We start from the raw sequence: 20,450 nt of genomic DNA, 5'->3' as shown, positions 1-20,450 counted from the left end.
ACAATAATTAATCTATTGGATAGTTTTACTGAATAAATACTAAAACGAAATCAGTATGCGACCTTCCTAAATATATACTAGAGAAAAAATATTGTTAAAAGTAATTGACAAATAGGCTCTCATCCATATAATTGAAATTGAGAATCATTTTCATTTATGTGATTACATATATTAATAGGGAGTGAAATAACTTGAAAAAAGTTTTTTCGATATTAATCTGCTGCTTTGTTATGGCACTTGCAGCCTGCGGAAGTCAGCCGGAAAAAAATAAAGAAGGATCTTCTAATTCCCAAGGGAATGAAAAAGTTGCCGAAAGCAAAGAAGTTAATCTATATACTAGCCGACATTATGATGTCGATAATGAACTATATGCTAAATTTGAAGAACAAACAGGTATTAAAGTAAACATCATTAAAGGAGAAGCAGACGAATTGCTTGAAAGAATCAAGCGTGAAGGTGATGCAACGAAGGCAGATCTCTTTTTAACCGCTGATGTTGGAAGATTATTCCGTGCAAAGGATGCTGGATTGCTACAATCAGTCTCCAGTGAAGTGCTTGATAAGCAAATCCCTGCAAAATTCCAAGATAAAGATAAAATGTGGTATGGTTTAACGAAAAGAGCTCGTATTTTAGTGTATAATAAAGAAAAAGTTAAACCTGAAGAACTTTCTACTTATGAAGCTCTAACAGAAGACAAGTGGAAAGGACGCATTTTAGTTCGCTCATCTGAAAGTGTATATAACCAATCCCTTCTTGCATCATTTATTGAAATTGATGGTGAGGAAAAAGCAAAAGAATGGGCTCAAGGTATTGTAAACAATATGGCTCAAAACCCTGAGGGCGGAGACCGTGACCAGGCAAAAGCGATAGCTGCGGGTGTAGGCGATGTTGCTATTATGAACACTTATTATTTTGGTCAAATGCTTAATTCCGAAGATCCTGAAGAAGTTAAAGTGGCTGAACAGCTCGGAGTATTTTTCCCAAACCAAGATACAAATGGCGCTCATGTTAATGTGAGTGGTGCTGGAGTTGTGAAAGCATCTAAAAATAAAGGCAATGCTGTTAAACTACTTGAGTTTTTATCTGCAGATGAAGCACAAGCAGTTTTTGCAGAAGCAAATTATGAATATCCTGTAAATGAACATGTCAAACCGTCTGAATTGTTACAATCATGGGGAGAGTTCAAGGAACAAGACATCCCACTATCAGTTCTAGGTGATAATAACGCCAAAGCAATCATGATTTTCAACGAAGTCGGCTGGAAATAATAGAGAGAACCCTTGCTGTATGCTAGCAAGGGGTTTCTTGCGGTTATCAAAGGTTTGAAAAATAGTATCATAAAGACCGGAAAGCGTATTAACTTTAAACTCTACATACAGTAAATGTGTATTAAATTCCGTAATTGGTCATTGATTCAGAGGTGTAGGCATCATGCGAAAGTTTCTTGTGAATGTGAATAGTTGGACGATAGCAGCAACAGTTATTATTCTTTTATTATTCCTTCCAAATTTATCGATTGTTACAGGGATATTTTCACCAGTAACAGAAAATTGGCTTCATATTAAAGAACATGTACTGTTTCAATATTTACAAACATCTATTATTCTTGTAATTTCAACAGCGTTATTAACCATTTTTATCGGACTTAGCCTAGCTTGGTTAATAGCCCAATATCAATTTCCTTTAAGGAATTTTTTGAAATGGGCACTTATATTACCGCTATCTATTCCACCATTCATTGGTGCTTACACGTATCACGGAATTGTGAACTATACTGGCGTTATCCAAAAAACCTTACGAAATCAATTTGATATTACTGTAAATCCAGCTTATTTTGACATTATGAATATACCTGGAGCCATTTTCATCTATACGTTATTTTTATATCCATATGTATATACAATCACAAGAATTTTCTTATCTCAACAATCTGCTTCGCTCATTGAAAGTGCAAGAGTTCTTGGCAGGGGACCATGGCAAATATTCTTCAAAGTTGTGCTTCCAATTTCTCGTGTTTCCATAATAGGTGGCGCAAGCTTAGTTGTACTTGAAGTATTGAATGACTATGGGGTTGTAAAATATTATGGTATCCAAACATTCAGTACAGCTATTTTCCAAACATGGTTTGGGCTAGGAGACATTGAATCTTCTATTAAACTTGCCGCATCTTTAATGGGTCTAGTTATATTTATTCTTATTGTTGAAAAATTGCTACGAGGGAAAAAACAGTATAGTTTTTCGTCCACTAAAATTAGGCCGCTCCCACTTGTGCGTTTGAAGGGAAAGAAAGCAATACTTGCCAGTTTGTACGGTATGTTTATTTTTAGCCTTGCTTTTTTGATACCAAGTATTCAATTAATAGATTGGTTAATCTTGACGTGGGGGAAAATCCCGTTTAATAATTTTCTTTTATATGTGAAAAATTCTGTCATGGTAGCGGGAATCAGTTCAACACTTATCATCTTTTTCGCCCTTATTGTCGGCAATTTCGGTCGACTTGTTCACGGCAAAATAGCAAAAGCACTCCCGAAATTGACGGTGCTTGGCTATTCGATTCCCGGAGCAGTCATCGCTGTCGCTGTAGTTACTGCTTTTATCGCAGTTGATAAGGCTCTGGCTCCGGTTTATATAATGCTCGGCATTGATACCGGTCTAGTTCTAAGTGTCAGCCTTGTCATGCTCATTGCGGCATATATTATTCGCTTTTTTGCCATCGGTTTTAATTCAATTGAATCAGGATACGATAAGATTGGAACTAATTTTCGCGATGCATCAAGGCTTCTAGGCATGGGGTTAACGAAAACATTTTTAAAAGTCGATGTTCCCATGATGAAAGGAGCCATTATAAGTGGATTTATTCTTGTATTTGTTGATATTTTAAAAGAAATTCCGTTAACTTTGATTTTAAGGCCATTTAATTTTGATACATTATCGACGAAAGCTTTCCAATATGCGAGTGATGAAAAAATAATGGAAGCATCACAAGCATCATTACTTATTGTTGCAATCAGTGCCACGGCCATTTTTGTTTTCCATAAGCTACTTGAAAAGGAGCCACAATAAGATGTTTATTAAAATCAAAAATGTTTGTTTTTCATATCCTCATGTAAAGGAAAAAGCTTTGGATTGTTTTGAAATGGCAATAGAAAAGGGCGAGGTTATTTCTATTCTTGGACCAAGCGGAAGTGGAAAAAGTACGGTTCTACGTTTGTTGTCAGGTCTTGAACTGCCTAGCCAAGGTTCATTTACAATCCAGGATAGTGTGATATTTGATCAACATACGTTTGTGCAGCCGGAAAAGAGGGGAATTGGCATGGTTTTTCAGGATTATGCGTTGTTCCCACATATGACCGTTGCTGAAAACATCCTTTTTGGCCTTTTCAATATGAAAAAGAGTGAAAAGAAGGCAAGGTTGAAAGAGGTCTTAGAGCTGGTAGAGATGGCTGATTATGAAAAAAGGTATCCACATCAACTTAGTGGAGGTCAGCAGCAGCGTATTGCGATTGCACGTGCCATTGCCCCGAACCCAAGTCTTATTTTACTCGATGAACCATTTAGCAACTTAGATTCCGAGCTTCAATTAAAAATTCGTAAGGATTTGCGGAACATTTTAAAGAGTGCTGGAATTACTTCTATCTTTGTTACACATGATGAAAACGATGCGCTGGCAATTGCAGACCGAATTGTACAAATTAGAGCGGGTAAAATTCAAAATATCGGAAGACCGTGTGATTTATTAGGAGCTCAGGTGCCCAAGCCTACAATGCTTAATGTAGAACAAAGCGAGCCGGCTTTTGCTGGAGTATAGGAAGGTATTGAGCAAAAAGCATTAGAGTTAATTGAATTAGAGGACGACCCTAAGTATAAAAAGAAATATACGACTGTATGGAAGAATGCGTAAGTTCCAATAACCTCTTGTAGTTTGTGAAAGCTACAAGAGGTTATTTTTTTTGAGCAAGAAAAAATATAAAGCCAAATAAATATCGTATACGTCTAATAAGTGAAAGGCTGGGGGGTGGTATAAATCGAACAGTTAGTGAGGAAAGCACAAAGAGGAAATGACAAAGCATTCTTAAAGCTGTTTCAACAATACGAATTAGATATTTATCGTACTGCATATGTTTATGTGAAAAATCAAGCAGATGCACTAGATGTCGTACAAGAGACGGCGTATCGTTCTTTTAAATCAATTCAACATTTGCGGGAACCAAAGTATTTTAAAACATGGTTGATGAAAATTGCCATTAGGTGCTCGCTCGATATTTTGAGAAGACAAAAAAAGGTTGTTCCGATGAAGCGAGAATTTGAGGAAATGATTCGTTCTCAAGATTACGAAGGGGATATCCCTCTTTCCATCTCTTTAAATGATTTACTCGACCTTTTGAATGAAGAAGAGAAGAATGTTGTCATTTTAAGGTTTTACCATGATTATACGATTAAAGAAGTGGCGGAATCAGTTGAAATTCCACTAGGAACAGCAAAAACCATTTTATACAGAGCCATAAAAAAACTTCGTAAAGAATGGAAAGGAGATGAGGCTGGTGAGCAATAAAGTGAAACAAGAAATGGATAGAATATTAATACCTTCAGAACTGCATGAAAAAAGTAAAATGGGTGTTTTAATGGCAAAGGCAGAAATGCCACGGAGTAAAAGGAATATGCCAATAAAAGGGATAGTCGCAGCCGCTTGTCTTGTAGTTGGTATAGGGGGATATAGTATTTTTAGCCAACAGTCTTCTAAATCAAATGAGAGTACAAACATTGTACAAGAACGCAACTCCTTAACAATTCCTCCAATTCAATTACCAAAAACGAGTTCGGAAAATATGAAGATGATTGGGCTTGTCGTATATAACGGAAAGGTTTATACACATACTGCAACGGAAATAGATTCGGAACACGCAAAAGCATTAATAGACGAAAAGCTTGGCACAACCAAACCTACAATAGATGAATGGAGCAAACAAGATCAATATTCAGTTGAATTTGCCTCTACTATTGGCAAGAGGGAAATATACTCAGTTAAAGGATATGACAAAGATTTTAGAATCATGGCGTATGATGAAGAAAATGGAGAAAATCAGGCAGAATTTTATGAGTGCTTAAATGGCATTACAATCCGCGATGGAAAAGATATTTTTGGTCAATTAAAACTAGACAATCATATAGTTATGGCAGAATACAGAACATATAGTGATTGGAATCATAGCAAGGATTATTTCCAACCAGTCAAGGATAAAAAGACCTTGTCAGCTTTTGTGAATGAACTTAACCATACCCTTCCCGAGACTCGTGAAAAGGTAGAAGAACTTCTTGGTGATTTTCGAAATGACAAACAATATAAACAGCTGATTCTTCACCTAGAGGATGGATCTCGAGTAAGCTTGGTGATCATCAAAGGTGGGTATATAAGCTATGGATCTTCAGATTTTTATTTCAAAATGGATAACGAGATTTTTTCAAAAATATGGGATCAAATATCATGAACTGCTTCGTTCATGATATTTGATCCGAATTTATTTAAGAAAATAGTTTTAAACCAATTGCTGCACCTAAGATCATGATGATGAACATGACTCGTTTCCAGTCTTTTGACTCACCGTATAACATCATACCTAAAATAGCTCCACCAGAAGCACCTATTCCGGTCCAAACAGCGTACGCAGTACCCATCGGTAATGTAAGCATGGCATGGGAAAGAAATAGAAAACTTGCTCCAAATCCTAAAATAAGCAGAATCACTGACTGCCAATTGCGGTCTTTATGCAATTTATTGATCATTAATACACCAAACATTTCAAAAAGCCCTGCAATCACTAAAGAAACCCATGCCATCACGAATCAACTCCTTCTTTTGTCACTAATTTCAAACCAATAACACCTACTAATAAAGCGAAGATTAAAAGGATTTTCCCAATATTAAATGGCTCATCAAAGAAAAGGATATCGGAAAATACCGTACCTGCCGTACCTAATCCAACAAAAACTGCATAAACCGTTCCAACGGGAAGTTGACGCCCTACCATAATCATTAAGTAAAAGCTGATGAAAATAGCTATAGCAGTTCCTACCCAGGATAAAAAGCTATCTGCATGTTTCAATCCAATCACCCAAAAAACCTCAAAAAAAGCTGCAATCACTACTTTTAACCAGTTTGCATTCATGAATAAACAACCTCCAATTTTTTTATATTAAAAAACAAAAAAGCCCGAGAGATAACTGTTAAACAGTTTCTCCCAGGCTTTTATCCTTCCGTGGCATAGTTAAAAACTATGAGTTTTCTCTCGGACCAGTCCAACAAACTTGTTGCGGAACCCTAGAAAACATTTATGTTATGCAATTATCTAACATTATACACAAGGGCATCTTTTTTTCAAGCAATGAGAAATGATTTTTATTTCCAAAAAAATATTGACAATACTTTCCTAATGCATTATTATCATAATTGATAATGGTTAGTGAAAAAGGGAATAAATCAACTAATATTTATTGACTATCTATGTCAGTATTTTTTATCAATTATTGTTATCATTATCGATAACAATAACAATAGAAGGGATAGAAAGATATGAAGGAATCAAAAGCAGACGTAATATTACATCCAGTCCGAATGAGAATTATACAAACATTGATCAACGGGAGAAAGTTAACCGTTCAGCAAATTGGAGAGAAACTTCATGATATCCCACAGGCAACATTGTATCGCCATTTAAACAAGCTATTACAGGCAAAGGTGATTGAGGTGGTGGAAGAAAACCCAATTCGAGGTGCTGTTGAAAAAGTTTATGCCTTGCCAGAACAAGCTGGATCCATTTCTCCTGAAGAAATATCGAAATGGACGAAGGAAGAACATATGGATTCATTTATGAAATTTATTTCTGTTGTTTTAGCGGATTTTGAAAGGTACGTAAGTCAGAAGGAGTTCGATATGCAAAAAGACGGAGCCGGTTATAGACAAATAAGCTTTTATGCAACGGACGAAGAATACTTGGAGTTCTTACAAACATTAAGTAGCGCTGCAGTAAAGCTCCTTCAGAATGAAGAGGGAGAAAATCGGCGAAAAAGAACATTTACAACGATAGTAACATCTGAAAACAATTAATTGGGAGGAATAAGAAAATGGAACAAAAGCAAATCAGTATCAAAAGTGATGTTTTGTTAAAAGGAACAATGACGTTTCCAAACTCAGAGGAAAACCAACTTCCAGCCATTTTATTTCTTGCAGGCTCTGGGAATATTAATCGAGATGGAAGTACCGATAAAGGAAAATTTAAATTTAATTTATATAAAGACTTAGAAAAAATCGTTACTCAACTAGATTTTGTTACTCTCCGCTATGATAAACGTGGTGTTGGAGAAAGTGAAGGCAGTCTCTTAAAGACAGGGCTATGGGATGCTGTTTCAGATGCTGAACATGCTCTGGAGTTTTTAGCGAGCCATCCTAGAGTAGATTCAAATCGGATCATTGTGTTAGGGCATAGTGAAGGCTGTATAGTAGGAACTGCGTTAAATGAGAGAAGGCCAGTTAATGGCTTAATTCTTCTTTCGGGTGGGGGCGGAGGATTGCAAGAAAGTCTCGATGCGCAAAGACAGCAAGTATATAAAGAAATGAGTAACACAAAAGGGTTTAAAGGATTTCTTATTAAGAAACTTAATACGATTGAAAAAAGTGAGAAACAGGCACAAGGACTTTATCGAAAAATGACTTCAACAAGCAAAGATATCGTCAAGATTGCTGGTTTTGTGAAAATGCCAGCTAAGTATTTCCGCGAGCATTTTAAATATGACATTATTGAGGGGGTAAAGAAGATTACATGTCCTGTTCTTGCTATTAATGGCTTAAAGGACTTTCAAACAAGTCATGATTTTCTAAATAGAATCCCAGAGAATGCGAAAGGACCTGTGTCACTTTTCCTAATTGAAAATATGGATCACGGTTTAAAGGTTCAACTTACACCTATTTCTGCATTAACGGCTAAAAAGGATTACTTAAAAACAGTAGGTAAACCGATTCATGAAGAGCTAGTAAAACATCTAACTTCTTGGCTAAACAACTGGAAGGAAGATGTAAAAAATGTACCACAGGAGACGATTCATATTGGTTAGTAATACTACCATTGTATAAACCATTGAATGTTGTAAGCTATCTTTGGAGTTTTATCATTTATAATAATTAGGAAAATGAGAAAAGTGATTCAGTAGTGTAATGAGAGACATTCATAAACGGATGTCTCTATCTTCTTATTCGATAGTTTAAAAATAAAGTAATAAGGAAAATCAATATTAATATTGAAAGCATTTAAGTCCGGAATGAAATAAGTAAAAATTCGGATTTTCACCTTTTTTATAATATAATGAAATTTGATGAAATTCGAGGAGGAAGAGCGATGTTTGACAAACAAAATATTGTGATATCTGAAAACCCTGTTTCAAAATTTTTATTTAGTAATACACGTTCCGCTGTGATTTGGTTAATTATTCGCTTATATGTGGGCTATACTTGGTTGACCGCCGGTTGGGGAAAGGTGACAAGCGATGCTTGGACGGGTGAAAATGCTGGAGCGGCTATTCAAGGTTTTGTAAAGGGAGCATTAGCAAAGTCTCAAGAAGGGGCAGATGTTACTGGATGGTATGCTAACTTTTTAGAGAGTATGGTATTGCCGAACGCCAAAGCTTTTTCTTTTATGGTTGCCTACGGTGAATTACTCGTTGGTTTAGGATTAATAGTTGGTTTATTAACTGGAATTGCTGCATTCTTTGGTGCATTAATGAATGTAAGTTTTCTTTTCGCCGGCACCTTGAGCATTAATCCGTTGTTGTTCATTCTAGCAACCTGGTTAGTATTAGCTTGGAAAGTTGCGGGCTGGTATGGATTAGATCGTTGGGCTCTGCCGTTACTAGGCACACCTTGGAATCGAAGTAATAGAGAAAGTTCTCTTAAATTTTAATTTTATTTTTTCTAAGACCATTCCTAGTTTTTAGGAATGGTTTTTTTATGCTTTAGAAAAAAATAAATTGGAAACGATGTGGATATCTTTAAGGAGGTTGTTTCCGTCTAGCTCCAACGCCTTCCGCTTTTCCAACCTCGGCGTGTTTCCTTTATCTCAGTCAAAGGCACTGAAGTTTGTACGTCGATGGACAGTCGCTTGCGCTTTTGTTCTTGTAATCTCAAGCCTCTTACAGTTAAGAAAACAGCTTATACATATCTGTTCAAAATGGAATATCTTATATAAATAACTTATCGGAGGGAGGTTGTGTTAATGACAAGAAAAAGGTATCGCAGAAGATTGCGTATATGTGTTTTACCAGGATACCGCTGGTGTGGGCCAGGTTGTAGTGGACCGGGTGCTCCAATTAATGAGGTGGATGCGGCTTGTAAGGCACATGATGAATGTTATCAACGGTATGGCAGCTCTTGTGATTGTGATCGGGCATTCCTTCGCCGTCTACGCTCAATAAAGAATCCTCATACGAGAACAGGAAGACATGCCTCCCTTTTATACGAATATATGAAATTCCAAATATTATTCCATTGTGATACTTTATGAATCACGTTCAACTTATCCTGTTCAATGTAAAAAATATTTGTTTCTGGGGCCAGTCCAAAAAGTCGTAGTAATTGACTACTTTTGGGAGGTCCCTCTCTTTTTATTTAATTGGCCCTGTTTACCTGGACTGTTGATTTCCGCTACAGGCATTGGCGGTACGGGGAGCTTCCTCAGAGCCTCAGCGCCTGCGGGATCTCCCCTGCTCCGTATTCCTGAAGGAGTCTCACACCTTCCGCTACAATCAACATTGTGCCAAATTTAATTATGTGCTTTTTAATGGAGAAAAACGACCCGTTTTTTCTTCACTTATTTTAGGGACATATTAGACAGCCCCATTCATTTTGATCTCAGTATGGACGAAGGCAAAAAGTAATATCGATCATTCCAAATAGAAGATGCTATATTAATCCGTTGCATTCTTAGTCGACACCTCTTCTGAATGAAAAGACTTCTTTCGAACGATTAACAGCGGAGGACTTCTGCCGAAAATCAATAACTCCTCTAGTAATAAAGTCACCTTTCATAGTAATATTATTAATAATCTTTTGAAAGTGGTGAAACTAATCAATGGTTTCCTATGAAAGTTTCTTTTTATTAATATTAATTAGTGTACTAGGACCAGTGGTTGGACTAATCACTCTTATATTTTTCAATGCATTTGAAAGACAAGTCTATATGCTGGAAGTGGAGAACACACAAGTATTATTGGAAAAAGAACTGGAAACAAGCAAATATATTCAACTGAATCAACAAATCCAACCTCATTTTCTGTTCAATGCTTTGAATTCCATGCTCGGATTAATTAGGTTAAAGAGATATGAGCGATTGGAAAATGTATTTGAGCATATGGTGCTGTATTTACGTTCTAAATACAATGAAGAAAAATCACTCTATACACTACGTGAAGAACTAGAATATACTAGACATTTTATCGCAATCCAACAATTACGTTTCGGTGAGCGTCTTCATGTGAATTGGAATGTTGAGGAAGAAATTGAAGAAGCTATGATTGTTCCGTATGTCCTACAGACATTAGTTGAAAATGCTTTTAAGCATGGAATCGAAAGTGTTGAGGGAGAAGGGATATTGAACATTACAGTGCGTTCTACTGGTGAAGAGCGGCTTAACCTTACTGTAGAGGATAACGGCCCTGGTTTTAAATATCATCCATTATCTGGCGACTATCAAGTGGGCGTAGGATTAATGAATATAACAAAGCGTCTAAATTTACTATTCGGAGAGGAAGCCCAAATTGATTTTCTCTTAAATAATAAAAAGGAAACAGGAGGAAAGGTGAAAGTTTCTTTACCAAAGATTTTCAATATTGACGAGCTGGGAGGTGACAATGAACATGAATATTCTTCTTTTGGATGATGAGCCAATTGAATTGGAACAATTGGAATTGCTCATTCATTCGCATTTTCCAACATGGAATATTTATAAGGCTTTATTCGGATCCAAAGCAATGGAATTAGCCGAAGATATGATAAAAGATGGAAAGCAATTTCAACTTGCACTTATGGATATTAAATTGCCTGGAAGAAATGGATTGGAAGTGGCTGAAAAGCTTAAGTCCCTCATGCCTTCATTAGAAATCATCATCGTGTCGGCATTCCAAAATTTCGATTATGCGAAGCAATCGATTCATTTAAAAGTAATTGATTATCTGGTCAAGCCAGTTGTAGAACGAGAATTAATAGAAAGTCTTCATCTATTTTTAAATGATCATCCGGAATATAATAACCATACAGAAGTAGTACATGAAGTAATACAGTTAGTGAAAAATAATTATAAGATGTCTCTTAAACTATCAGAAATAGCTATGAAGCTTCATATTAACGCTAGTTACTTAAGTAGACTTTTTAGTGAGGAAGTCGGTTCGTCTTTTTCAGACTATTTACTCAATTATCGAATCGAAAAAGCAAAGAGTCTGTTATTGCTTCAAAAAAATTGGTCCATTCAACGTATTGCAGAAGAATGTGGTTTTAATAGCCAACATTATTTTAGTAACGCATTTAAAAAAATAACAAGCTGTACACCAAAAGAATATCGAAATAAAGGAATTGCATAAGTGAAAACATTAAAACCTTTAAATGTAACGTATTTAATTTCCAATTGGATCTCCATTAGCATGATTTTCCTCATAGGTGAGGCCGTCATTCGATTTGGAGTGTTTGCGGGCATTGTGATTGTGTGCACTTTTTTACTGGCGTTTTGTGCTGCACTACCGTTTTTAAAGCCTATTTTCTCTAATTCTCCTCCTGTAAGGATCCAAAAATGGTTAAAGGGACTTCTGCTTGCAATATGGTTTCTTGAAATATTCATTTTACATTTTGTGATCAGTGGGCTGCTCTTACAAGCCTTTTTTGATTTGCACTATACGGTTTCTATTTTCTTTACAGTCGCGATAACCTTCGGGGTCATTATATTTTTATCAAAAATTAGAATGTTGATATTTGCCCTTAAAAATACCAAATTTATTTTAATAAGTAGTTTAGCCATTTTTCTACCTACCTATATCTATTTGCAAAAAGGTCTCGAATCCGTATACCACGATCTCTTACATTATCATCCTAGTATTCTCCATAATGATCAAAAGGACTTGTGGCTGCTTATTGCCATTGCTTTTTTGATTTTCTTTACGAAGTTTTTATTGCAAGGAGAACTGCTGGCTAAATATGCGGGAACAACGTTTAATAAAGGAATTCGCAAGCTATTCGTAGCAGTATTTATTTATTCAACTTTTATCTTGGCTTTTTCAACGATGATGGTTGTTGCGATTACTCAAAATTTGGAAGTGAATCATGTTAACGAGTTGCTCTTGTACATGATTAGAAAACTTTCAACTCCGAACGTCTCTCATTTAATAGGAATAGTTCTTTATATATGTACTTTGCTTACGTTAGTACTTTCTTTTTTTCTATTTGAAGATGAGCTGGATCATAGAAGGTTATTGAGAATTCCTCAGACTCTAATTTTAATTGCAGCAGGATGTGCGATTGTTTTTTACCATCAAGAACTGACCCTTTTGAATATATATAGTTTTTCGGGGATCCTTATTAGTGGTTTTATTCTTTTATTTCTATTTTTCAGAATGTCAAAAAACATTAAAAAAATGAAATAATATTGCAACATTATTGTTTGAAAATTCCCTATAATAAGCAAAAAGAGGGGGTTGAAAACATGGGGAGAACCAAATTAATGGTACTTTCTTTTTTTCTTATTGTTGTTTTAGTCATTAGTGGTTGTAGTAGTTCCAAGACCTCTAATGAAAAGGGGAAAGACGGTAACGCAAAAACAGAAAAGAACAATACGATTGTTATTGGGCTGGAGGCTGAGCCGACATCTTTAGATGCTCATCAGTTGTCAGACTTCAACTCGAGCCGGACAGCTATGGAATTATATGATCAGCTCGTCCATTTTAAAGACGAGAGTACAGAGCTAGAGCCGGGCCTAGCAGAAAAGTGGGATGTTTCTGATAACGGTCTAGAATATACTTTTTATTTGAAAAAGGATGTTAAATTCCACGATGGAACTCCATTTAATGCAGATGCAGTTAAGTTCAGTATTGATCGTCAAATCGATCCGAAGCATCCGTTCCATGATACTGGACAATATGCTTACGCCGATTTTACCTTTGGATCCGTTGATAAAGTAGAGGTTGTCGATGAATACACGGTAAAAATTACATTGAAAGAAATGTTTGCTCCGTTTTTAGGAAATATGGCTATGCATGCAGCGAGTATCGTCAGCCCAACAGCTGTTGAAAAATACGGTGCTGATTTTACGAAAAATCCAGTCGGAACTGGTCCATATAAATTTGTAAAATGGAATCCAGGCGTCGAAGTTATTTTAGAAAAGAACGAAGAATATTTTAAAGGTGCGCCTTCTGTTGATAAGTTAATATTTAAACCAATCACAGAACCGCAAACACGCTTAGCGGAGCTTGAATCAGGAAGTATTGATTTTATCGTAAACGTTCCGCCGGATGATCTTGCCAGACTAAAAGATGACTCAAAGCTGCAAGTAATTGAACAAGCTGGTATGCACGTTTGGTGGACAGCTCTTAACACGCAACGTGAACCTTTTAATAATGTGAAAGTTCGTCAAGCGATTAACTATGCTATTAATAAAGAAGCGATTGTAGAAGGAATTTTACAAGGAACAGGTGAAGTGGCAAACAGTCCTGTACCACCAACTGTATGGGGTCATAATCCAAATGTGAAAAATTATGAACATGACCCTGCAAAAGCGAAGAAGCTATTAGCAGAAGCTGGTTATCCAGATGGTTTCGATGTGACCTATTGGGTACCGGAATCTGGAAGTGGGATGCAGCAGCCTGAAGCAATGGCAGCAGCCATCCAAGCAGACTTGGCAGAAATCGGTGTAAATGTAAAGATTCAAACTCTGGAATGGGGAACGTATTTAGATAAAGTATTTGTTCCAGCAGAAGAGAATGACATGGATATGCACCAAATGTCTTGGATGGGTGACAATGGTGACCCTGACAACTTCTTATATATTTTACTAAGTGGTAAGCAATGGCCAACAGCTGGTTTCAATGATGCATATTACCAAAATAAAAAGGTTGATGAATTGTTGGACAAAGCCAGGGTCATAAAAGACAAAGCTGAACGTACAAAGATATACGAAGAAGTTCAAGAGTTAGTGATGGAAGATGCACCTTGGATTGTCGTGGATCATGAAAAGCAAATTGTTGTTGCAAATAGTCGTATTAAAGATTTTAAACTTCATCCAACGGGTGTATTTAGATTTTCGACTGTAACAGTAGAATAATGGTTTACAGCAAAGAGGAGAGCAACTCCTCTTTGTTGTTTCACAAGAGTACAATCATTTTTTAGTACGGAACGAGGTGAATGAGTTGTTTACATATATTTTGAAGAGATTAGGAGGGCTAATTCCTGTTTTACTAGGTGTAACCATCCTTGTTTTCTCTATCATGCATTTATCTCCAGGAGATCCTGCAAAAATTATACTAGGTCCGAAAGCAACAGCAGAGTCGATTGCTAAATTAAATGCCCAGCTTGGTTTAGATCAACCTTTGTACATTCAATATTTTACTTGGATTGGAAATGTATTTACAGGTGACTGGGGAAGATCGATTCAAATGAAAATGGATGTATTGCCGCTTGTCATTGATCGATTTAATGCAACATTAATTTTAACGATCTCCAGTGCACTTTTTGCGGCGGTTATTGGAATCGGGGTTGGCATTATTTCCGCTTATAAAAAATACTCTTGGATAGATCGTGGACTTATGTTTTTTGTTCTAGTTGGATTTTGTTTACCTGTTTTTTGGCTAGGTATCATTTTACAAATTATATTTGGTCTTAAACTTGAATTATTCCCGATCTCAGGTATGTATTCTCCTGGAGAATCAGGATTAGTCGATTTATTAAAGCACATCGTATTGCCTTCATTAGCACTTTCAGCTGGAGCTGGAGCTGTCATTGCGAGAATGACTAGATCCAGTATGCTCGAAGTACTAGAACAAGATTACATTCGAACAGCTCGATCAAAAGGGATTAAAGAACGACGTGTTATTTACATTCATGCATTAAAAAATGCCTTCATCCCTGTCCTTACTGTACTAGGCATGCAAGTTGGATTTTTGCTTGCAGGAGCAGTGCTGGTCGAAATGGTCTTCGCTTGGCCAGGAATAGGTACATTGATGATCAATGGAATATTGGCAAGAGACTTTCCTTTAGTTCAAGGAATCATTCTTTTTGTAGCTACTACATACGTCATCGTAAATTTAATTGTAGATATTCTATACGCCTTGCTCGATCCGCGGATCTCTTATAAATAGGGAGGTGAAGAGAGTGGAACCTAATATGAGCAAGACTCCTAATAATGTACTAGTTTCCCCTGAAACTCGTAATGAAGGAAAACCAATCACCCGAAAAAGTCCTTGGAGAACAGCATGGAAGAAGTTATTGCGCGATAAAGCTGCGGTAGCTGGTTTACTGTTACTCTCGATTATTTTAGTTATTACCTATTTGGCTCCCATTTTACCACTTGATAATCCAAAAACTGTCGACTTGGCGAATCGTTTAAAGCCAATTGGAACAGAAGGACATTTATTCGGTACAGACGATTTAGGAAGAGATATTTTAAGCAGGTTAATATGGGGAGGAAGAGTTTCCATTACGGTAGGCTTTATTGCGGTGTTTATAGCATTATTTTTCGGTGCTATTTTAGGACTTATTGCAGGATATTTTCAAAAATTCTTCGATACAGTGATTATGAGATTTATTGATATATTAATGGCTTTTCCTTATGTTCTATTGGCTATAGCTATCATTGCCGCGTTAGGACCTGGTTTGATGAATACAATGATCGCTATCAGTATTGTAGGCATTCCTTACTACGCAAGAATTGTACGAAGCAGTGCATTAATGTTCCGAAATATGGAATTTGTTCTTGCAGAACGAGCACTTGGGGCAGGGCATATTCATATTATTTTCCATCATATATTGCCTAATTGTTTGCCTCCAATTATCGTTGCGGCAAGTTTGGATGTTGGTTGGATGATATTAGCGGCTTCAGGAATGAGCTTTCTAGGTTTAGGAGCACAGCCTCCAATGGCAGAATGGGGAGTTATGCTAAGCGAGGGACAAAAATTTATTAGGGTGGCCCCTCATGTAAGTTTATTACCTGGATTTGCTATTTTTCTAGTCGTTCTTGCAGTCAATTTAGTCGGTGATGGGCTGCGTGACGCACTAGATCCTAAATCAAAATAAATGGGAGGATGATCATTTATGATGAAAAATAAAGTACCTCAAGATTATGTAAATACGTATTCAATTGTTGGGTTTGATCCGAAAACGAAAGAGCTAGGAGTAGCCGTTGCCTCCAAATTTCTCTCTGTAGGTTCTATTGTTCCTTGGGCAAAAGCTGGGGTGGGAGCCGTAGCTACACAATCTTGGGCTAATCCGCTTTATGGATTAGAAGGGCTAGAGCTAATGGCAGAAGGAAAAAGCGCTGAAGAAGTGGTAAACATTCTGACAGAGAAAGATGAGCAAAAGCTACTCAGACAAGTTGGGATGGTAGACGCCAATGGGAATAGCGCCTCTTTTTCAGGTAGTGAATGTTATGAGTGGGCAGGAGGAATTGCCGGTGAGAATTTTGCTTGCCAAGGGAATATTTTAGCTGGACCTGAAGTTGTTGAGGCAATGGCCGTTACATTTCAACAAACAGAGGGAGACTTGGCAACACGACTTTTAAAGGCTTTGGAAAGTGGCGAAGAAGCAGGTGGCGATCGAAGAGGCAAGCAATCTGCCGCGTTATTAGTAGTGAAGGAAAATGGTGGATACGGCGGTGTAACAGATCGATATTTAGACCTTCGGGTGGACGATCATAAAGAACCTGTGAAGGAATTAGAAAGAATCTTTGCCTTGCACCAATTATATTTTAAAAAATCAAATCCGGAGGATATTCTACTTGTTGAAGGTGAATTGAAAACAAAGCTTTCTGCTGCTTTGCAAAAGTTGAACTTCATAAAGGTAGATCAACCGACTGATGATGAAATACTTGAGGCACTTAAAGATTTCCATTTAATTGAAAACTTTGATGAAAGAGTTCAAGACAAAGGAAAAGTAGACTATAAAGTTGTTGAATACATCGATCTCTTACTTCAAGATGAGGAATGAAGACAATGAAAGCACTATTAGAAGTAAAAGATTTGAAAATAGCTTTTAAGAAAGATCGAGATTTTATTCCAACGGTAAGAGGAGTTAATTTCCAGGTTTTCCCTGGGGAAATGCTTGGAATTGTTGGTGAATCTGGTTGTGGTAAAAGTGTAACATCACTTGGTGTTATGGGCTTGCTCCCGAAAGAGTTTAGTAAGGTAGGAGAAAATAGTGACATTGTGTTTGAGGGGAAATCATTAAAACAGTTATTGGATATTGAATATCGTCAATATCGGGGTAAAGAGTTGGCAATGATTTTCCAAGACCCGATGTCTTCGTTGAATCCTGTTTTTACAATTGGCTTTCAAATGATTGAAATGATTACTTCACATATGAAGCTTTCAAAAAAAGAGGCAAAAAAGAGAGCCATTGATATGTTGAAGAAAGTTGGAATACCTAGAGCCGAAAGCGTTGTAGATGAATATCCTCATCAGCTTTCAGGTGGAATGCGACAACGTGTGATGATCGCTATGGCCTTATCATGCAATCCGAAGCTTCTAATCGCCGATGAACCAACAACCGCTTTAGATGTAACGATTCAAGCGCAGATATTAGATTTGATGAAAAAACTTCAGAAAGAATATCATACAGCTGTTATGTTGATTACACATGATTTAGGTGTAGTAGCGGAGGTTTGTGATCGAGTAATTGTCATGTATGCAGGAAAAGTGGTGGAAGAAGCAGAAGTTGCTGAAATCTTTAACGCTCCGAAACACCCGTATACAGTTGGATTAATAAACTCAATCCCCAGCCTGACAGATGAAAAGAAGAGGTTGGATGCAATTTCTGGTTCTGTTCCGCTTCCAGAAGAAATGCCATCAGGATGTCCTTTCGCACCACGATGCGCACATGCAACGGAACGCTGTTATGCTGAAGAACCTTTACGTATAAACGTAGGACACAACCATTATACAAGCTGCTGGTTATACACCGAGGAAGAAAGGGGGGTGGCCAATGGAGGAGCTATTAGCCGTACGTAACCTGAAAAAGTATTTCCCTGTAAAAAAAGGATTGATCAGCCGAACTTCAAGCTATGTTAAAGCCGTCGATGATGTCAGTTTTACATTGAATGAAGGAGAAACACTTGGTTTAGTTGGAGAAAGTGGTTGTGGAAAATCAACGTTAGGTAGAACGGTTTTACAATTATGGAAGCCTACTTCAGGTGAAGTGATATATAATGGGGAAAATCTAGCGGATATGAATTTTAGACAATTACGTCCGTACCGAAAAGATATTCAGATGATTTTTCAGGATCCATACTCATCACTAAACTCTAGAAAAACTATTAGAAGCATATTAAAAGAGCCGTTAAGAATTCATCATTTATATACAGAAAAAGAAAGAGAAGAAAAAGTTGCAGAAATGCTTGAACTTGTAGGATTGAATCAAGGCTTTTCTGATCGCTACCCCCATGAATTTAGTGGGGGACAGAGGCAGCGTATTGGTATCGCAAGAGCTTTAATGCTAGAACCAAAATTAATAGTGGCGGATGAACCCGTTTCAGCCCTGGATGTATCCGTTCAGGCACAAGTCTTAAACTTAATGCAAGACTTACAAGAAAAACTTAAACTGACATATTTATTTATTGCCCATGATCTAAGTGTTGTAAAACATTTTAGTACAAGGGTTGGAGTTATGTACCTGGGCAGAATGGTGGAACTTGCAAATAAGTCGGATCTTTATTCTGAGCCGTTGCACCCTTATACTCAAGCGTTGTTATCTGCCGTTCCCGTACCTAAAGTTGGCGTAAAACGCGAGCGGATCATTCTCCAAGGCGATGTCCCTAGTCCGGAAAATCCACCTCAAGGATGTGCATTCCATACACGCTGTAGTTCTTGTATGGAAATTTGCAAACAAAAGAGACCGGAAATGAAGGAAGTTTCTAAAGGTCATTTTGTTGCTTGTCATTTATATGATTAATTAAAGTTAACCACAGAAGGGGCAGTCTGGAAATTCAAATTTCCCGGACTGCCTCATTATTTAAAGGGTAACTGTCTATTGAACACATTCCGCCATTCTATTTAACAACTCTTTCCCAGTCATGGTCCGTTCTCCGCCACCTTGGACGAACTCATCTTTGCCTCCGCCCTTGCCGTTGATAGCTAATAGTGCTACTTCTGAAACTTTCTTCATGCTCGTTCCAATCGCTGTCCCTTTCGCAGCAACAAACTGCAGTCGATTTTCAGTTTCGACTACAAATAGGGCGATTACCTCATCGTCCATCGATACAATTAATCGTGCTAGTTTCTGCACGTCCTGCATATTTCTCTCGTAGAATACGTCTTTTACCAAAGGGGACTCACTTTTTAATAGTAATTCCTTTGCTTCATACGTTAAAAGGGATTCGCGTGCTTCTTCTAAAGACCTTTCTAATACCCGATTTGTTTCTAAAAGCTTGGCAACCGAGTTATTTATGCTATCTTCAGAGGCACTTAATTGCCTAGAAGTCTCTGCTAAAATGGTGTTTTTTCTATGTAATTGCTGTAAAATACGTCCGCCACAAACAAAATGTACCCGAACTTTCCGCTTTTGTTTTTCTATAGATAATATTTTTATTCCGCTCACTTGTCCAGTCGTGTTTGGATGTGTTCCACCACAGCCGTTATAATCAAATTCTGGAATGATGACTAAGCGGATTTCATCAGTCACTGCAAGTTCCTTCCGTAATGAGTATTGATCAAGTTCATCCTCTGTTACCCATTTCGTTTCGATAGGAACGTTTTTTAAAATGATATCATTTGCAAGCTTTTCTGCAGCTTCTAATTGTTGATCCTTCAGATTTTCCACCGAAAGATCAATCGTGCACAGCTCTTTTCCTAAATGAAAGCTTTCTGTGTGAAAGCCAAACAATTCTACAAAAGCAGCTGTTAAAATATGTTGGCCACTATGTTGCTGCATATGGTCAAAGCGTCTGCCCCAATTAATGACTCCTTTAATTTCTCCGGAAGCATTCAGCTTCTCAGCCAAGGTATGGCGAATCTCTCCATCAACTTCTTCTACATTAAGTACTTCAATCCCGTTCATTGTACCTGTATCATGTGGCTGGCCTCCGCCAGTAGGATAAAACGCAGTATTTTCTAGTATGACATACCAATTACCATCTGAATCCTGTGATTGCTTTACGATGCGTGATGTGAAGCTTGTAACATATGCATCTTTATAATATAAACGGTCTTGTAACATTCATAAA

Annotated in this window: 21 protein-coding genes and 1 riboswitch; of the genes, 18 read left to right on the top strand and 3 right to left on the bottom strand. The window is 37.2% G+C overall.

Going from position 1 to position 20,450, the window contains the following annotated elements; genetic code table 11:
- Positions 1 to 230 precede the first annotated feature (230 nt).
- The 5 genes from KHA93_RS15445 to KHA93_RS15425 all read left to right on the top strand — a co-directional run bounded on the left by KHA93_RS15445 (position 231) and on the right by KHA93_RS15425 (position 5,486).
- On the top strand, positions 231 to 1,268 hold the full coding sequence (locus KHA93_RS15445) for a Fe(3+) ABC transporter substrate-binding protein (RefSeq protein ID WP_432806351.1): 1,038 nt from the start codon (positions 231 to 233) through the stop codon (positions 1,266 to 1,268).
- A gap of 163 nt (positions 1,269 to 1,431) precedes the next feature.
- Positions 1,432 to 3,063 carry an ABC transporter permease gene (locus tag KHA93_RS15440; protein WP_213111553.1) on the top strand — a complete coding sequence of 544 codons (1,632 nt, stop codon included), beginning with the start codon at positions 1,432 to 1,434 and terminating at the stop codon, positions 3,061 to 3,063.
- Position 3,064: 1 nt separating this feature from the next.
- Positions 3,065 to 3,808: an ABC transporter ATP-binding protein gene (locus KHA93_RS15435; protein ID WP_213111552.1), complete on the top strand. Its 744-nt coding sequence runs from the start codon at positions 3,065 to 3,067 to the stop codon at positions 3,806 to 3,808.
- Between the two features lie 228 nt (positions 3,809 to 4,036).
- A complete protein-coding gene (locus tag KHA93_RS15430; protein WP_349772304.1) occupies positions 4,037 to 4,552 on the top strand; it encodes a sigma-70 family RNA polymerase sigma factor in 516 nt (171 codons plus the stop codon).
- Positions 4,542 to 5,486, top strand: a complete 945-nt coding sequence (locus KHA93_RS15425) for a hypothetical protein (RefSeq protein ID WP_213111551.1) — start codon at positions 4,542 to 4,544, stop codon at positions 5,484 to 5,486. Before KHA93_RS15430 ends, KHA93_RS15425 begins: the two co-directional genes overlap by 11 nt.
- A 34-nt stretch (positions 5,487 to 5,520) precedes the next feature.
- Here KHA93_RS15425 and KHA93_RS15420 read toward each other — a convergent pair whose 3' ends face one another.
- A complete protein-coding gene (locus KHA93_RS15420) occupies positions 5,521 to 5,835 on the bottom strand; it encodes a DMT family transporter (RefSeq protein WP_213112964.1) in 315 nt (104 codons plus the stop codon).
- Complete coding sequence (locus KHA93_RS15415; RefSeq protein WP_213111550.1) at positions 5,835 to 6,164, bottom strand: DMT family transporter; 330 nt, start codon at positions 6,162 to 6,164, stop codon at positions 5,835 to 5,837. The genes KHA93_RS15420 and KHA93_RS15415 overlap by 1 nt, the downstream gene beginning before the upstream one ends.
- Positions 6,165 to 6,231: 67 nt before the next feature.
- Positions 6,232 to 6,331, bottom strand: a riboswitch (guanidine-I (ykkC/yxkD leader).
- Positions 6,332 to 6,568: 237 nt separating this feature from the next.
- On the opposite strand from KHA93_RS15415, the gene KHA93_RS15410 reads away from it, so the two are divergent.
- From KHA93_RS15410 to KHA93_RS15350, 13 genes are all read left to right on the top strand, one after another.
- Positions 6,569 to 7,102: a helix-turn-helix domain-containing protein gene (locus KHA93_RS15410; RefSeq protein ID WP_213111549.1), complete on the top strand. Its 534-nt coding sequence runs from the start codon at positions 6,569 to 6,571 to the stop codon at positions 7,100 to 7,102.
- A gap of 17 nt (positions 7,103 to 7,119) precedes the next feature.
- Positions 7,120 to 8,106, top strand: coding sequence for an alpha/beta hydrolase (locus KHA93_RS15405; RefSeq protein ID WP_213111548.1), 987 nt, complete (start codon positions 7,120 to 7,122; stop codon positions 8,104 to 8,106).
- 281 nt (positions 8,107 to 8,387) lie between these two features.
- Positions 8,388 to 8,948, top strand: a complete 561-nt coding sequence (locus KHA93_RS15400) for a DoxX family protein (protein ID WP_213111547.1) — start codon at positions 8,388 to 8,390, stop codon at positions 8,946 to 8,948.
- A 312-nt stretch (positions 8,949 to 9,260) separates the two neighbouring features.
- Positions 9,261 to 9,548: a phospholipase gene (locus KHA93_RS15395; protein WP_213111546.1), complete on the top strand. Its 288-nt coding sequence runs from the start codon at positions 9,261 to 9,263 to the stop codon at positions 9,546 to 9,548.
- Positions 9,549 to 10,115: 567 nt separating this feature from the next.
- Positions 10,116 to 10,922 (top strand): sensor histidine kinase, encoded by an 807-nt coding sequence (locus tag KHA93_RS15390; protein ID WP_213111545.1) that lies wholly within the window; start codon positions 10,116 to 10,118, stop codon positions 10,920 to 10,922.
- Entirely contained in the window at positions 10,900 to 11,619 is a 720-nt protein-coding gene (locus tag KHA93_RS15385; RefSeq protein ID WP_213112963.1) for a response regulator transcription factor, read from the top strand. The genes KHA93_RS15390 and KHA93_RS15385 overlap by 23 nt, the downstream gene beginning before the upstream one ends.
- Positions 11,620 to 12,672, top strand: a complete 1,053-nt coding sequence (locus tag KHA93_RS15380; RefSeq protein WP_213111544.1) for a hypothetical protein — start codon at positions 11,620 to 11,622, stop codon at positions 12,670 to 12,672. It abuts the gene before it with no gap.
- Positions 12,673 to 12,731: 59 nt separating this feature from the next.
- Positions 12,732 to 14,345 (top strand): ABC transporter substrate-binding protein, encoded by a 1,614-nt coding sequence (locus tag KHA93_RS15375; protein WP_233711178.1) that lies wholly within the window; start codon positions 12,732 to 12,734, stop codon positions 14,343 to 14,345.
- A gap of 100 nt (positions 14,346 to 14,445) precedes the next feature.
- Positions 14,446 to 15,378, top strand: coding sequence for an ABC transporter permease (locus tag KHA93_RS15370; RefSeq protein WP_349772303.1), 933 nt, complete (start codon positions 14,446 to 14,448; stop codon positions 15,376 to 15,378).
- A gap of 13 nt (positions 15,379 to 15,391) precedes the next feature.
- Positions 15,392 to 16,312, top strand: coding sequence for an ABC transporter permease (locus KHA93_RS15365; RefSeq protein ID WP_213111542.1), 921 nt, complete (start codon positions 15,392 to 15,394; stop codon positions 16,310 to 16,312).
- Positions 16,313 to 16,333: 21 nt separating this feature from the next.
- Positions 16,334 to 17,221, top strand: a complete 888-nt coding sequence (locus KHA93_RS15360; RefSeq protein WP_213112961.1) for a DUF1028 domain-containing protein — start codon at positions 16,334 to 16,336, stop codon at positions 17,219 to 17,221.
- Between the two features lie 5 nt (positions 17,222 to 17,226).
- Positions 17,227 to 18,240: an ABC transporter ATP-binding protein gene (locus KHA93_RS15355; protein WP_213111541.1), complete on the top strand. Its 1,014-nt coding sequence runs from the start codon at positions 17,227 to 17,229 to the stop codon at positions 18,238 to 18,240.
- Positions 18,215 to 19,180, top strand: a complete 966-nt coding sequence (locus KHA93_RS15350; protein WP_213111540.1) for an ABC transporter ATP-binding protein — start codon at positions 18,215 to 18,217, stop codon at positions 19,178 to 19,180. The genes KHA93_RS15355 and KHA93_RS15350 overlap by 26 nt, the downstream gene beginning before the upstream one ends.
- A 75-nt stretch (positions 19,181 to 19,255) precedes the next feature.
- Here the strand turns inward: KHA93_RS15350 and KHA93_RS15345 are convergent, their stop codons facing one another.
- On the bottom strand, positions 19,256 to 20,443 hold the full coding sequence (locus KHA93_RS15345) for an alanyl-tRNA editing protein (protein WP_213111539.1): 1,188 nt from the start codon (positions 20,441 to 20,443) through the stop codon (positions 19,256 to 19,258).
- Positions 20,444 to 20,450: the final 7 nt, after the last annotated feature.

The sequence above is a fragment of the Lederbergia citrisecunda genome, assembly GCF_018343695.1.
GTDB lineage: Bacteria > Bacillota > Bacilli > Bacillales > Bacillaceae_C > Lederbergia > Lederbergia citrisecunda.
The sequence above is the reverse complement of the archived record's forward strand: the minus strand, read 5'-3'. Positions and strand labels throughout refer to the sequence as shown.